The organism is Marinoscillum sp. 108 (assembly GCF_902506655.1).
Classification (GTDB): Bacteria; Bacteroidota; Bacteroidia; order Cytophagales; family Cyclobacteriaceae; genus Marinoscillum; species Marinoscillum luteum.
In genome coordinates, this window is sequence record NZ_LR734815.1 from 45,469 (window position 1) to 59,458 (window position 13,990).

10 protein-coding genes are annotated in these 13,990 nt (G+C 45.2%); all 10 read right to left on the reverse strand.

The genetic code is table 11. The annotated features are described in order from the left end of the window. Window positions 1–17: 17 nt before the first annotated feature. Window positions 18–968 carry a pectinesterase family protein gene (locus GV030_RS16695; RefSeq protein WP_159584428.1) on the reverse strand — a complete coding sequence of 317 codons (951 nt, stop codon included), beginning with the start codon at window positions 966–968 and terminating at the stop codon, window positions 18–20. Then, window positions 965–1,729: a rhamnogalacturonan acetylesterase gene (locus GV030_RS16700; RefSeq protein ID WP_255465514.1), complete on the reverse strand. Its 765-nt coding sequence runs from the start codon at window positions 1,727–1,729 to the stop codon at window positions 965–967. The genes GV030_RS16695 and GV030_RS16700 overlap by 4 nt, the downstream gene beginning before the upstream one ends. A 34-nt stretch (window positions 1,730–1,763) precedes the next feature. Then, entirely contained in the window at window positions 1,764–2,522 is a 759-nt protein-coding gene (locus GV030_RS16705; RefSeq protein ID WP_159584432.1) for a rhamnogalacturonan acetylesterase, read from the reverse strand. Then, entirely contained in the window at window positions 2,519–4,186 is a 1,668-nt protein-coding gene (locus GV030_RS16710; protein WP_159584434.1) for a glycoside hydrolase family 28 protein, read from the reverse strand. The genes GV030_RS16705 and GV030_RS16710 overlap by 4 nt, the downstream gene beginning before the upstream one ends. Window positions 4,187–4,405: 219 nt before the next feature. Continuing rightward, entirely contained in the window at window positions 4,406–5,350 is a 945-nt protein-coding gene (locus GV030_RS16715; RefSeq protein ID WP_370519079.1) for a PfkB family carbohydrate kinase, read from the reverse strand. 6 nt (window positions 5,351–5,356) lie between these two features. Continuing rightward, window positions 5,357–6,988 (reverse strand): glycoside hydrolase family 32 protein, encoded by a 1,632-nt coding sequence (locus tag GV030_RS16720; protein ID WP_159584438.1) that lies wholly within the window; start codon window positions 6,986–6,988, stop codon window positions 5,357–5,359. Between the two features lie 54 nt (window positions 6,989–7,042). Next, complete coding sequence (locus GV030_RS16725) at window positions 7,043–8,554, reverse strand: glycoside hydrolase family 32 protein (protein ID WP_159584440.1); 1,512 nt, start codon at window positions 8,552–8,554, stop codon at window positions 7,043–7,045. An 82-nt stretch (window positions 8,555–8,636) separates the two neighbouring features. Further along, a complete protein-coding gene (locus GV030_RS16730; RefSeq protein WP_159584443.1) occupies window positions 8,637–10,877 on the reverse strand; it encodes a GH32 C-terminal domain-containing protein in 2,241 nt (746 codons plus the stop codon). Between the two features lie 60 nt (window positions 10,878–10,937). Continuing rightward, window positions 10,938–12,209 (reverse strand): DUF4960 domain-containing protein, encoded by a 1,272-nt coding sequence (locus tag GV030_RS16735; protein ID WP_159584445.1) that lies wholly within the window; start codon window positions 12,207–12,209, stop codon window positions 10,938–10,940. Window positions 12,210–12,242: 33 nt separating this feature from the next. Continuing rightward, window positions 12,243–13,976, reverse strand: a complete 1,734-nt coding sequence (locus GV030_RS16740; RefSeq protein WP_159584447.1) for a RagB/SusD family nutrient uptake outer membrane protein — start codon at window positions 13,974–13,976, stop codon at window positions 12,243–12,245. Between the last annotated feature and the right edge of the window lie 14 nt (window positions 13,977–13,990).

The following is a 13,990-nucleotide window of genomic DNA, read 5'->3' on the forward strand; positions in this document are numbered from 1 at the left end:
GATGGGTGAGATTTTTCCTACTCCTCATCCGGGTTCCAATCTCTCATTACGTTTTTGAGTGAATATTTCTCAGCCTCCAGATCGGTAAGGATATGTGCCCACTGAGCTCGCTTGTCGGGCTGATACCCTACTCCCCGGTTTGCATATTCGGCATAATAGGCCGTTTTCTTCTTTTCTTCCGACCTCCAGGGATCCCACCCCTCAGGATGCACCACCTCTCCCAATTCGCAATTCATAAAAACAGTTTGAGCATAAGGTCGCCAGGGTCTGCCCAGAAATACCGTACCCGCCTCCGCCAATCCTGTTATTTTACAGTTGTTGAACACAAATCCAAATGGGGTTTCTTGTTCAGTGGATGCTGCCGTGATGTAGCCATTGCGCTTGCAAAAAATCTCGCACCCTTCAAAAAAGGCAGTAGACCACCCGAATATAAAGTCCACAGTCCCCTCGATGTAACAATTTTTATAATACTGCCGGCTATCCTTTCCATGTGGGTAAAGGCTGTCTTGATTACCAAGAAAACGGCAATTTTCAAACTTTACCCGATCACCATCTACTCGCACCGCTACGGCCTGACTACCCTCACCAAAAGAATTCTCGAAAGTCAGATTCTTGGCTTCAAAGCCATCCCCGTAAATAAAGAATGAAGCGGATCCGGAGGTTCCGATTTCTTCTCCAAACATATTCTTCCTACTGGCATAATCGTCAAAAGTCAAAATGGTTTCGACTGCACTTTCACCAATCAATGACACGTTAGTCTTGGACGTAGGTAAGATCAATTTCTCTTTATAAACCCCAGATTTAACATATATGATCGTTCGGTTTTTGCGCAGGTGAGGTACCGCATCTATAGCGGCTTGTACAGTCTGAAAATCACCGGCCCCATCCTTGGCCACCACAAAATCATAACTTTGAGCTGACAACCCCAACGAGGAGACAATCAATCCCATCCATAAGATATTTTTCATTTTTTCAGAGTTTTCATCGCTTCAAAAACCAACCCGGCCACCACCTTCGCACCCTCGGGTTGAAAATGCGTGTTGTCACTTTGACCGTTAGGATAAGCCTCATACACTCCAGAATCCAGATTCATAAAATAGTTTTGGGTAACATATTCCCTTCCTACTTTAAAGAAAGCATTCATACTCAGCTGGTTCAGGTCTATGAACAAACTATTCATTTCCCTGGCCACTTCCAGAGCTGCATCAGGATATTCACCATGCACATTCTGAAGACGATTGTTCTCCCATGGGTAATTGCGAGCCACAGGTGTCAATACGATCGGAGTGGCCCCTTTTTGTTTGCTTTGCGCTATGAATAGCCTTAGAAATTCCTTGTAACCTTCAATGTCTACATAACGCTCAGTCTTCTTTTCGGCAGCATCATTATGTCCAAACTGCATGATCACCAAATCACCGGGCTTCAGCGACTCATAAACACTGCGCCACCTCCCCTCCTGAAAAAAAGTGCGTGTACTACGCCCCCCTCTGGCCCGATCATCCACCACCACGGAGTCCGCAGAGAAGAGATCTGCAAAAACAGAAAGATCCGTGGAAAAGTAAGGCTGAAATACCTGCCCCCAACCCGTAATAGGGTATCTGGTTTTGTAATAGTCTTTTCCCTCCTCGTAGTTATCGGCATAATCGGCCATTGTAGAGTCACCAATCAGGTAAATGGTGACAATACGTTCCTCCTCCTGGGCACAGCCCAAAAGCAAAACAATCGCCAAAACAAATGTCCTTTTTCTTAAATACCTCAAGATCTTATCTGGTTCCTGCCACTATATGATTCTTAAGCTCAAGGTTCAGTTCTCTGATCCCATCCAACACCAATTGAGCCATTTTTCTCGCTCCCAGTTCGTTGAAATGTGTGTCATCTGATTTCCCTTGAGGATAGTTGGGGTGTTCACCCGCATCCAGATGATGGTAAAGCCACTTCGATTCCGTTTCTCCCAAGTTCCTCACCAGCTCCATGGACAGAGTAGTCATGTCAATCAGAGGCACATCATTGGATTGGGCTACCTCCCGCACCAGCTGCGCATAATGCTCATGGGTATCAACAAGTTCTCCATTTTCAAATGACCTTCTGCTCACGGGGGTGAGCAATACAGGCAATGCTCCTTTTTTTCGGGTGTCGATGACATATCCCCTTAAATTGGCCTGAAACTCTTCAGGGGTGGTGTAACGCCCCACTTTGGAAGGCACTTCATCATTGTGACCAAACTGGATAAAGACATAATCACCACTATTCAGCATTTTGAGCACCGCCTCCCATCGACCTTCGTCCATAAACGATTTAGTACTCCTGCCATTTTTAGCTCGGTTGTCAACCTTAATAGACTCATCGAAGAAATGGACAAAAGGCATCCCCCATCCCGTTTCAGGGTAAGCATTGACCTCCTTTTCTGCGCAAGTTGAGTCCCCAATCAAATAAATTACTGTTTGCTGCTCCTGCAGAAGTCCAAAGCTCATCAGAAGGCCTGCAAAAAGCGGAATAGCCCATTTCCAAATAACTCTGATCATTTCAATTTCACTGCCTTTTTATCTACTTCCTTACCGATGACCACCTCTGTTTTGCAATCGCTGTAGTCAGACTCTACCAGAGACACTTTGTCAGTCTTAGCCCCTAAAACCTGTACCAGACCTACGCCTGAGGTCTTCCCTTCGAAACCGAAAATGGAAATATTCCTGGTATTGTAAATGGTCAGAGGATACCCTTTTTCAGTCACCACAGTGACATCCTTAAAAGTAACACCGTCAGCATCTACCATTGAAATTCCATTTTTAGCTTCTATGTATACATTTTCGAGGTTGATGTTTTTGAGATTCATCTCAGGCAGTCCCTGAAAATATCCAGCAGTACCCGAGCCTACAGCAGTCACATTTTTGATGTAAATATCTTTGAAAGATGGAGTTTCCTCCGTGATAGGCACCAGCTCCTCGTCCACTACGGCCGCCTCCTGATCTTCCTCCAGTACCGGCGATTGCCCCCCATAAAAGAGGTTAAATCTGATGGGTTCCGTGGGAATGTTAATCATATCAATGTCCGATATGAAAATGTTCTCTACCACTCCACCACGTCCTCGGGTACTTTTAAACCTCAGACCAACATCAGTACCCATGAATGTACATTTGGACACATGGATATTTTTCACCCCTCCAGACATTTCGCTGCCCACTACAAACCCACCATGCCCATGGTAAACAATGTTGTTCTTAATGATCACATTTTCGGTGGGTATACCGCGTTTACGTCCGTCTTCATCTTTACCAGACTTAATACAAATAGCATCATCACCTACATCAAAGGTGTTGTTATAAATCAATACATTTTTACAGGATTCTAAATCCAGTCCATCACCATTTTGAGAGTACCAGGGATTACGCACATTCAAATTGCGCAAAATGACATTCTCGCACATCAGTGGATGGATGTTCCAGGCAGGAGAGTTTTGAAATGTTGGACCATCCAGCATCACATTTTTGGAAGTCTGTATACTGATCATTACCGGGCGTAGAAAATCCTTAAAAGCCTCAAAATCAGCTACTGAAGAAGTCTCTGGAACATTGAAAAATCCCGCTGTGGCATCCGCACCTACTTTATAACTGGCAGACGGGTACCAGTTTTTCCCATCATCACTCAGTACCCCACCACTCTTCACCAGTTGCTTCCAATGGCTATCCGTTACTTTGCTCTTCTTCACACCACGCCAGGCATCCCCATTACCGTCTATTGTGCCATTACCCGTAATAGAGACATTGACCAGATCCTTACCATTGATAGGGGACAAACAGCGATAAGTCTCCAACCCTTCAAAACTGACAGCCACCAGAGGATAATCATCCTTATCCCTGGTAAACAGGAGCAGCGCACCATCTTCCAGATGTAAATCCAGGTTACTCCGGAGGGTGATGGGGCCTGTAAGCCATATGCCTCGTGGAACATTGACATGACCACCGCCTTTAGCCACCACCGCATCTATTGCCTTAGCAAACGCTTCGGTGTTCTTGGTAAGGCCATCTCCAACACCACCAAAGTCCGAAACGCTAACAGAATAGTCTGGAATGACCGGTGGATTTACCTGTGGCATCTCAAATTCTACATTTTCATAAATGGAAGTTTGATTTTGTTGAGCCAATAGAATATTGGCAGATAAAAGTGCTAAAAGGAATAGTTTCTTTTTCATTGTGCAATCGATTGTACATTTCGAAGTTAATAAAATCCCTGTCTTATGGAAGGATTAGAAATGTAAATTCTTAAAAAAACATTGTATTCCGATAAGTGCCGAACACCGAAAACTCGCACCTCTAAAGCAGAACGCTTAGATGAAATTCCTTTGAGTCCTGATTTGATCCATCATAAAATATCTGTGTTCATGGGAACTCCAGATGATATATCTATTTGTTCAACCCGCACTCAATACCTCAATTTTTCGCCTGAATTTCTCTGGATAGATCGGAATGGCCCCACTTTCGGATACCACAAAGCCACCAACCATGTTGCCAATGCGCGCTGATTTTCTCGCATCACGGGTACGGAGATAGGCATTGAGAAAGGCCGCACAAAATGCATCCCCTGCACCCACACTATCCTTCACAAGCATCATTTTAGCACTTACCTTGTAATGTTCGCTACGGGTGCGGATCACACAACCTTGCCCTCCACCAGTGATAATCAGCAAATCGATGTTTGGATAATCCACAAGAAGCCGAACCGTGAAATCGTCCTGACTCATCTCCGCCTCATAGAGCAATGAGCTCAACACCCTCACCTCTTCATCATTCATCTTGGCTATCGTACAGTAGCCAAATGAAGACTCAATCACCTCTTTGGTATAGGCATCCCTGCGCAAATTCACATCATAAAATATGGTATTGAACGATCCTCTGGCCATGATGAAATCCATCGCTGCTTTGGATTCGGGGTTTCGCTGGGCGAGCGTACCGAAGTAAAACGCCCCATATTCACTCAGTTTGGCTGTATCTATACCGGACTGCTCGATGTAGTCATAGGCGACATCATTTCTGATGCGGTAGGTGGGCTGACCCTCCTCTAAAAACACCATCACCCGCCCGGTGAGGTGGCTATTTCGCTGCACAAAATCCTGACCCACGCCGAGTTTGATCATCTCCTCCACGGCCTGATCGCCAAGTTTATCTGTACCAACAGCTGTGACAATAGACGCCTCTCTGCCACACTGCACCATATGTGCTGCGAAATTGACCGGCGCTCCGCCAAAGTGTTTATATCCTTCAATGAAATCCCATAATACTTCTCCAAAGGCCAATACTTTCGTGTTTTCCATCTGCTGATTAAAGTTAATATTCGCCCTCCCGTGGGAGGGCGAAATGTTCTATTAAGGTGTTGTAACTTCAATATTTGTAAAGGTCACGTCGCTGTGATCTGCGAAGATGCCCCAGTTGGTACCAGGCGCCCGATAAATTCGCGAAGAAAGCGCCACTTCATCATTGATATACACGACCACCATTGAGTTTTCAATAACGATTCTCACCGAATAATCAACGCCTGGACTCATCGCAAAGGGCACATCATTGTCCGGAACCGTGCTGGTATCAAGGTTCGACCTGTTGGTCTTGTCAAAACTGAACCTATTCTCCTGAGGGACAAACCTAAGACTGAACAGGTCATTCCAACCATCGCAGGCACCCACCATAAATCCAAAATCACGAGCTGACGAGACATAATTAACCGTGGCACTGATCTCATAGCGCTCAGCCATCACAGGATCAAAAATGACATTAGCCATGTCATAATCTGCCGGGCTATAAAGCCTATAACTATGCAATCCTACCTGTGTATTGGTCACATCTCCCCACTGGCTATTTTTAACTATGGTATAGGCGGTGGTTTCCAGGTGGTTTTCCACTGTATGTGGTATGGTCACTGCCAAATCCCCATTGGCCTTCTGATATATCTTATGCACCACCAGATTACCACCCCAGCCTGGGGCTCCTCCATCTGTGTGTCCAATATTGACATGCGTCCAGCCCATCAGGTAGCGATCATAACCATCTGATACAGACTTTGCAGCATAAATTCCTTTTCCTTCAAACCGCTCAATTCCAGTGGGCTTGCTCCATGGTCCATTTGCCGACGAAGACTTGCGATAGTAGACATACTTGGTGTCGATATCCGAAAACAGCAAATAGTAAGTGCTGTTGATTTTAAACACCTCAGCGCATTCCATCATGAAATAATTGTCAGCTCCCCCGTCATAGAACACTCCGTCATACGTCCAATTCAGGAGATTTCCGGATGTATACTTAGCCAACACACCCTTCCAGGTTCCGTTTACATCCTTTCTGGCACTAATCAGCATTACGTATTCATTGTTTTGAGTATCCTCATATACGAAGGGATCTCTAAAATTATCCTGTTCATCAAAACCCAGCCCGCTAGGTGGGTATATGGTGCTAAAGTTCGCCTTCTTAGTAAATTGTTGATTTGGCCAGTTAGACGTAGCCAGCATCACTCCCTCCTTCTTACTCACACAGCTGGAAGGATAATTAGGATTGTGACCAGTGTAAAAAGCATAATACTTTCCACCTTTTTTGATGACACTCCCGGTTCCCACAGCGAAATCCTGATCACATCCCTGATCACTACTAGCCAGCAGTGCGTCAGTGCATGTTTCATCATACTCATAAAAATTAGTGGTCGTAAAGCCATACCAGGGATGACGTTCATTGGATGGATCATCCCAGATATCCTTCAGGTAATACACAAATATTTCGCCAGTACCTGGTTCGAAATAAGGCATTACATCTCCGATTCTGTATCCATCAGAGGTCATCGGAAAGATTTGATAATCTTCCTCTTCCGCCTGAGCAGTACAGTTTAATGAAGCTGATGTAACAGTCTCTGACTCACTCTCAGGTCCTCCGACTTTAGTTATATGAAGCTTATCACAGCCACTTACAACAGCCATCAGGGCCAAACTCATCATTTTAAGGGTTTTGTATCTCATTGGTTTATTGTTTGGTTACTCTTTTGCATACACCTGCTCAACCAATCAACTTACTCAAATAGGCTCCTTCACCTCGATCTTTCTGTACTCAAATCTTGCCTCAATTTCAGCCTCTGATGTCACCATTTGCACTTGCTGTAATGGCGATCTGGTAAAAAATAAATCAGTCATATTTACTTCTCCATCATTGGCAAATACCTCGATAGATGACCGATCCAGGAAAATCGATAAGTTCCTGATCCCGTCCAATGATGCCTTGTGCTGCCTGGAGAACATTGTGGCCAGCGATACATTGCCACACCTAGACCTATCCACGATAAGTTCGGTATGGGATACACTCAAAAACAATGAGTCTTTATCCTCAGAGCTAAAAACCAATTCAAACTTCCCTTCCATCGATTCGATTTGTAGATCCAGTCGGTACGCGTCATTTGTTCGCATTCCCTTTTCCAACTCCGTCAAATCTCCACTTGTGTTGAGCACACCAACTTGATCCAACTCCCTGATAGGCACCATGGTCAATACATGATCATTCTCTTTTCTCCTCAGGCTTACTTCTCGTGGGATCGTCATCATATTTCTTCTGTTCACAAGGCTTACCTTGTTGGCATATGCCCAATTACTCATCCAACCAATGAACAGTTTTCGACCATCAGAATCCGGAATATTGCTCCATAATACCCCGGCATAGTTATCCGCTCCATAATCAATCCATTTGACCTCCTTCTGATTAGTGGAAAATTCCCGACCATCAAACTCTCCAACAAAATATTGTGTACCAGAGCCCCCCTGATATCCACCAGGGTTGATGCTCACCAGCATCACCCACTTCCAGTTGCCTTGATCATCCTGAATCCTGAAGAGATCAGGACACTCCCAAACCCCACCATGAGCACCTTCGTCCTTCCCAAAATCGCTCTCGTGCGTCCAGTCCAACAAGTTTTTAGAGGAATAAATGCTCACGTGATCCTTTACAGCCAAGATCATCACCCACTTTTCAAACTCTTCCATCCAGGTCACTTTTGGATCACGAAAATCTTTAATCCCGGGGTTACTTAACACTGGATTTCCTGCATATTTTGTCCAGGTGCGGCCACTATCGAGACTATAGGCCACTGCCTGATTCTGAAAAGTAATCGATCCCTCGAACTCCTCTTGCTGGTTGCTATAGGTGAAAATGGAAACCATAGCAGGGTTTAACTCAGAGCCAAATCCCGTGGTATTATCATAATCCACTACTGCACTGCCTGAAAAAATGAACCCAAGCGAATCGGGATAAAGCGCAATAGGCAAGTGCTCCCAATGAATCATATCTTGGGACACGGCATGTCCCCAATGCATAGGCCCCCAAACATTGCTATCAGGAAAATGCTGATAGAAGAGGTGATATTCTCCCGCGTAGTAGACCATGCCATTGGGGTCATTCATCCAATTGGATGGTGGCGTAAAGTGATACACAGATTGATAGCGGTCTTCTGCCGTTTGCTCGGGGTTCATGGCTTTCTGTTTAAACTGACAGGACTCCATCAGACAAAACAGCACGATAAATGCGTTAAGATATTTCATAGGTATTGTGTTTTGATTCATGATACCATTCGCTTTTAGGCAAAAGGTTGAAATCGTTTATTTCAGTAGAATGACGTACTCATCACCGACGAATAATGATTCTGTCGGAATAGTGCCTCCCATCACTTATGTACTTCACCAGATAAAGACCCGGACTCAAAGTATCTGGTATCAGCACTTGATTGGTACCAGTCGATTGTGTAAAAACGACCCTACCACCCAAATCACAAATCGATGCATTTTGAATATTATTCTTACCAAATGTTATATACTGTCCTGCACTTACCGGGTTTGGGTAAACCATTGAATGACCACTGTCTACCTTAAGTGGGTCTTCCTGCACCTCTGGTCTCTGAACCTGATCAGGCGTCACCCCCCAGATAGAGGCAATATCCCAGGCTTCTAAGGACAATAACTCAGTTGGCCCAGTTTCACTAAAAAGGGACAATCCTGTACTTAAAACATTGGTGAATGCCAGTGAGCTTATGGAAGTCTGATAATCATTAGCAAACACTTCTACCGATGCCTGATCAATGAAAATATGTAAATCAAGCACACTATCCTTAGGGAAATGAATAGGTGCCACTGACTTGCGCTTATAGGCAAAACTAAACGGCGTGCCTGATCGATCAAGCTCCAATGTGGATGCCGCTGCATCATAAGTAATTTTAACACCTTTATTATCATCCGATTGGGCGAGGGTTACCCCAAAAACCTGATCTCTGTAACTGACTTTAAAGGATAGTTTCAGCTCATATACGTTCCACTCTGGTTGAAACACCGTGACCGGCACAACTCCATCCACCTGCTGATTTGTTATTGAATATTCGTTACTACGGAGTCCTTTCAGCTCCTCAATGGGCTGCTGAATCAGCTGAAACCCAAATTCATTTTTTACAAGACTCAATGCTCGTGGAATGGATTGATTTCCTTTCCATGGCCGAGTGGGCACATCCCGGGCATACGTCCAGTTGCCCATCCATGCCAGCCATACCTTGCGATCATCATCAAAGTCATAGTTTCTAAACGTCTTCCCGGCATAAAAATCATATCCCCAGTCAGCCCAGTTAGCATTTTCTGTTCTGGTATCATACAGCTCATCAGAAAATACAATGTGATCGATCAACACATGTCCCCATCCGCCTGTGGCCTCATCTACTATCTCAATATGCCCGGTCTTCCCGATAAATTCACTCACGGACACACCCCGCCATTGCATGATTTCAGTATTGCTGGAACTTGCTATCGACTGTACGACTTCTCCATCTACAACTAACCTGAAGCCCAATTCATTAGCTGAAGCGCCACCGCCTATTTGAAAATTGATAAACGGTCTACTAATTTCAAATTCTGGGGAAATGAGCTTCCCTGTAGACCCATCACCATTCAAAAAACTATTCACCAGACTGCTGCCTGTATATCCCATCACTTCCTGCTGATCAGTGAAGGTACCTGTAGCAGGATTACCTCCAAAAGATTCACCCTCCACAGTCCAGTCACCATATCCAGCTTCAAAATCCTCAAACACCTCTCCGCCAACATGACTACCAGTGAAGAAATTCTCCTCCGGGTCGATACTAAAAGTGGTGCCATCAAAATCTCCTACCCAAAACTGCATTCGGTTGGGCCCCATACCACATGTCATCACCCATTTAATGTTTTGGGGATCACCATTGAGTGGTAGCTCAAACAGATCTGGCACTTCCCATATTTCCTTACGAGCGCCATACCCTTCAAAAGTACTTTCGTAATCCCATGATTTGAGATCATCAGAAGTGTAGATCCGGATACCCCGATCTACAGGTTTCGTGATGACCATAATCCATTTATTTGTTTGCTCATGCCAAAACACTTGTGGATCCCTGAAATCTGGCTCATTACTTTCAATGACTGGATTGCCATCATAGTACTCAAATGATCCATGGTTGAGACTGGTAGAAATAGCCTGATGCTGGTAACCTGTGGCATCTTCGTGCAAGGTGTAAACAGCGATCATAGCAGTATCTTCCGCTGAATTGAATCCAGCAGTGTTCTCTATATCCATCACTACAGACCCAGACCAGTTTCCGAAACCAGAAGGTGTACCATGAAGTGCATTACTATTGATTTCTTCCCAATGAACCATGTCTTCAGAACGGAGGTGCCCCCACCAAAACAGGTGGTACTTGCCTCCAAATTTCATAGGCCCATTTGGGTCACCCATGAAACCATTGCGAGGAGATGCGTGATACTGAGGCCGATACATTTCCGTATACATATCCTGCGCACAGAGCTTGCCTACCACACTCATCAACATCAACAAACGTATAAATATCCTTGTCATAATTGGGATTTAAATGAAACAAGTGGCCGTGCCAGGCGGCACGGCCACTCTCAAAAATGTTTATTCTTCCAGGGCCTTATCAGCCAGATACAGCAAGCTGTTTTTTGTGAGAGAAGGAATATTATCATTGTTGCTAACATCACCTACATACCAGTCGTATGTACCGCCCAAAATGGCAATCACGGTTCCCTTATTACCACTTGCAGTCCATTCCACCATTTGAGGCTCATTTTGACCACAATTTTCTACCAAAATGGATGCTCCTGTCATTTCTTCAAAGGCCGCGCGACGATCATCCAATGGATCAGTATCACCATTTGGCGCCCAAGGCCCAAAGTTGAGGTTGTATTGGTTAGATCTGTTTTTCTTCTGAGTGCCCGACTCCAGGGTGATAAAAAATGGCGCAGCGCATCCTTCATCAGTGCTCGTCACAATGCCGTTAAACAAAGGGCTAGAGGTTTCTCCTGCCCATCTTACTCCCCAGGCTCCGTCAGTAGCGCCTTCATCCACTGCCAACCCTCCAAAGGAATTGTTGGGAGCAAGGTCAGCGGAAGCCACTGCACCAATTTCGTCTACCATTGCTCCAGCGAAGTTGCCCAAAAACAGGTTACCCCCTGCTTCGTAATAGGCCTTGATAGCAGCTACAAAATCGGCGGACAAAGTCTCACAAGGCGTATCAAACCCAATCCCTGATTCCATCAGCAGGCAGTGATTTGAATTGTTTGGAAACTGAGCGACTTCACCGCCCCACCAGCCTCCGTCAAACTGAATCCATACGGCATGATACCCACTAAGGTCGGCACCACCTGCCACATCTTCAATGGAGTGATAGGCCACCTCGGTAGTGGAAGAAGGCATACTCTCTGCAAACCACGTAGCTGCCTCCTGATCATCATTGAGATCAAAGTCAGAGCCATCCAGGGCATCCCAGGAAGCTGCAGTATTCTCTGCCGCCACACCTACGAAAGCAATCTTCCTCAAATCCGCCTGTGAAATAGAAACCGTATACGCTACGGAAATGCTACCGGACTTGTCAGTGACAGTATAAACCACAGGTTCAGTAAAATCAACCGCCGTGCCAGACTCGGGACTTACACTCGCCCCCTCAGACACGGATACTACCGGAGTGACCGCTGTAATATCTGCTGCCGCCGGCAACTCCAGCGTAACCGTTTTATCTGCTTCATCAATAGATCCACTAATATCGTCTACCACGAAACTGATCATAAATGCATCACCAGGGGTGACTTCCTCATCCTTACATGAGATTACCATCATAGTAGCTGCTGCCAAGAGCAAAGCCACCAAAAACTTCATATTTGTCTTCATCATCTTCATTTGTTCGTTAATTGGTTTGGTTATTTATCAGTTATATCCTTTGTTCTGTAGGTACCTGCCATTGCTCAGATTGATCTGCTGCTGCGGAATGGGCAAATACTCGTGTTTTCCTGCTTCAAACTGCGCGGATTGCAGGTATTCTCTTTTTGATTTTTCGGCACTGAAATACTCGTTGATTTCCTGAGCGGCTACTCCCCACCTTACCAAATCAAAGAATCGGTGTCCCTCCATGGCTAGTTCAAGGCGCCTCTCCCATCTGAGCGCCTGGCGAGCGAATGTCTGTGTCCAGGCAGAGCCATCATAAAGAGCCACATTGTAATTGGAAAGAGGTGCACCATTAGCATATTGGAGCAATTCGGTGCTATTAATGGCCCGTTGCCTGATTTGATTAATAATCGGCAATGCTTCCCCTTGTCTACCGAGTTCTATCAATGCTTCTGCTTTCCACAAGAGCACATCGGCGAACCTGATCAGAATGGTATTTTTAGAGCTAGACATAAATGGAGGAATCCGCTCAAAGCATTCACAATTGGGTGACACGTTTTCCTTTAGCGAGGAATAAGGACCATAAATGCCCGGCTGACGTGCCCACTCATCTTCAGTATAAATAATGGAAGTCTCATACTTCCAGGGCTTCTCAGGTTGTGCCACCGTGTGGTCTAACCTCGGATCAACAGTTTCTGAAGACAAATCCAAATCGTTCTCATTAAAAGCGTCAAACATCGGGAGTCCGGATTCATCTGTTTTGAAGCTATTAACCAAATTTTGACTCGGTATATGAAACCAGCAACAACCCAATTCGGTGCTCATAGGATTATTGAGCATAGATGAAAAATCAATATTCCCGGTGGTTGTGCCATCATCATGAGACCGCTGGATGGCCCAGACGGATTCGGTACCATTTTCAAATTCCCAGAGGAAAGGATTGGCAAAATCTGACTCCAGACTATATTGACCTGATCCGATTACCTCGTCCACCAGTGTGACCACTTCTTCCAGTTTTTCGGCATTGACGGCAACTACCTGATGGTCTTCATTTTGCTCATAGGCCTGATACAGGAGTACTTTAGCCAGATAAGCCTTGGCAGTGAATTTGTTGGGCCTGCCAGCATCTGTCTGACTTTCTGGCAAGCCACTAGCCGCTGCCCTAAACTCTGCAGCCACCAAATCCCATAGCTCCTGATCGGTATAAACGGTATTGGAAATGGCCTCAATCTCTTCTACCGATGCCTGCTCATCTATCCATGGGATGTGCTTGAAAAGTATCTTGAGATCAAAATAGTAATGTCCCCGCAAAAACCTCATCTCAGCGATTCGCTGACTTTTCTTAGGATACGCAGTTTCATCCACATCCTGCAACCTTCTGAGGGCATTGTTTACTCTGGAAATAGCCGTGTATTGCCTTTCCCACTTTTTATTATCCAAGTCACCTAACACCGATGGCGCATATGCACTCATATCCGGCTGGATGGTGGAAAAAACCTCCATGGCATGATAGATAGAAATATCAGCCGGTCCATCACCACCTTTGTAGGCATCTCCTGATCGAAGATCTCCCCATGGCCACAGCATATTGGGCACGGTATAATGATCGTTGCCCAGCATAGCGTATGCCGCGATCACCAGTCCATCGATATTTTCCGGTGAATTGAGGGCTTCATCCCCTATCACTCCCTGGGGGCTTACTTCGAGAAAATCACTACATGAGATGCCAGTAATGGCAACCAGTAGTATGAGAAGGTATCTTTGTATCAATTTCATCTCTTATTTGATTA

Bases quoted from the DNA above. Each gene is read 5' to 3' on its own strand.
- GV030_RS16720 (WP_159584438.1), bottom strand. From the start codon at position 6,988: ATGAGATACAAAACCCTTAAAATGATGAGTTTGGCCCTGATGGCTGTT.
- GV030_RS16735 (WP_159584445.1), bottom strand. From the start codon at position 12,209: ATGATGAAGACAAATATGAAGTTTTTGGTGGCTTTGCTCTTGGCAGCA.
- GV030_RS16740 (WP_159584447.1), bottom strand. From the start codon at position 13,976: ATGAAATTGATACAAAGATACCTTCTCATACTACTGGTTGCCATTACT.
- GV030_RS16725 (WP_159584440.1), bottom strand. From the start codon at position 8,554: ATGAAATATCTTAACGCATTTATCGTGCTGTTTTGTCTGATGGAGTCC.
- GV030_RS16710 (WP_159584434.1), bottom strand. From the start codon at position 4,186: ATGAAAAAGAAACTATTCCTTTTAGCACTTTTATCTGCCAATATTCTA.
- GV030_RS16705 (WP_159584432.1), bottom strand. From the start codon at position 2,522: ATGATCAGAGTTATTTGGAAATGGGCTATTCCGCTTTTTGCAGGCCTT.
- GV030_RS16730 (WP_159584443.1), bottom strand. From the start codon at position 10,877: ATGACAAGGATATTTATACGTTTGTTGATGTTGATGAGTGTGGTAGGC.
- GV030_RS16695 (WP_159584428.1), bottom strand. From the start codon at position 968: ATGAAAAATATCTTATGGATGGGATTGATTGTCTCCTCGTTGGGGTTG.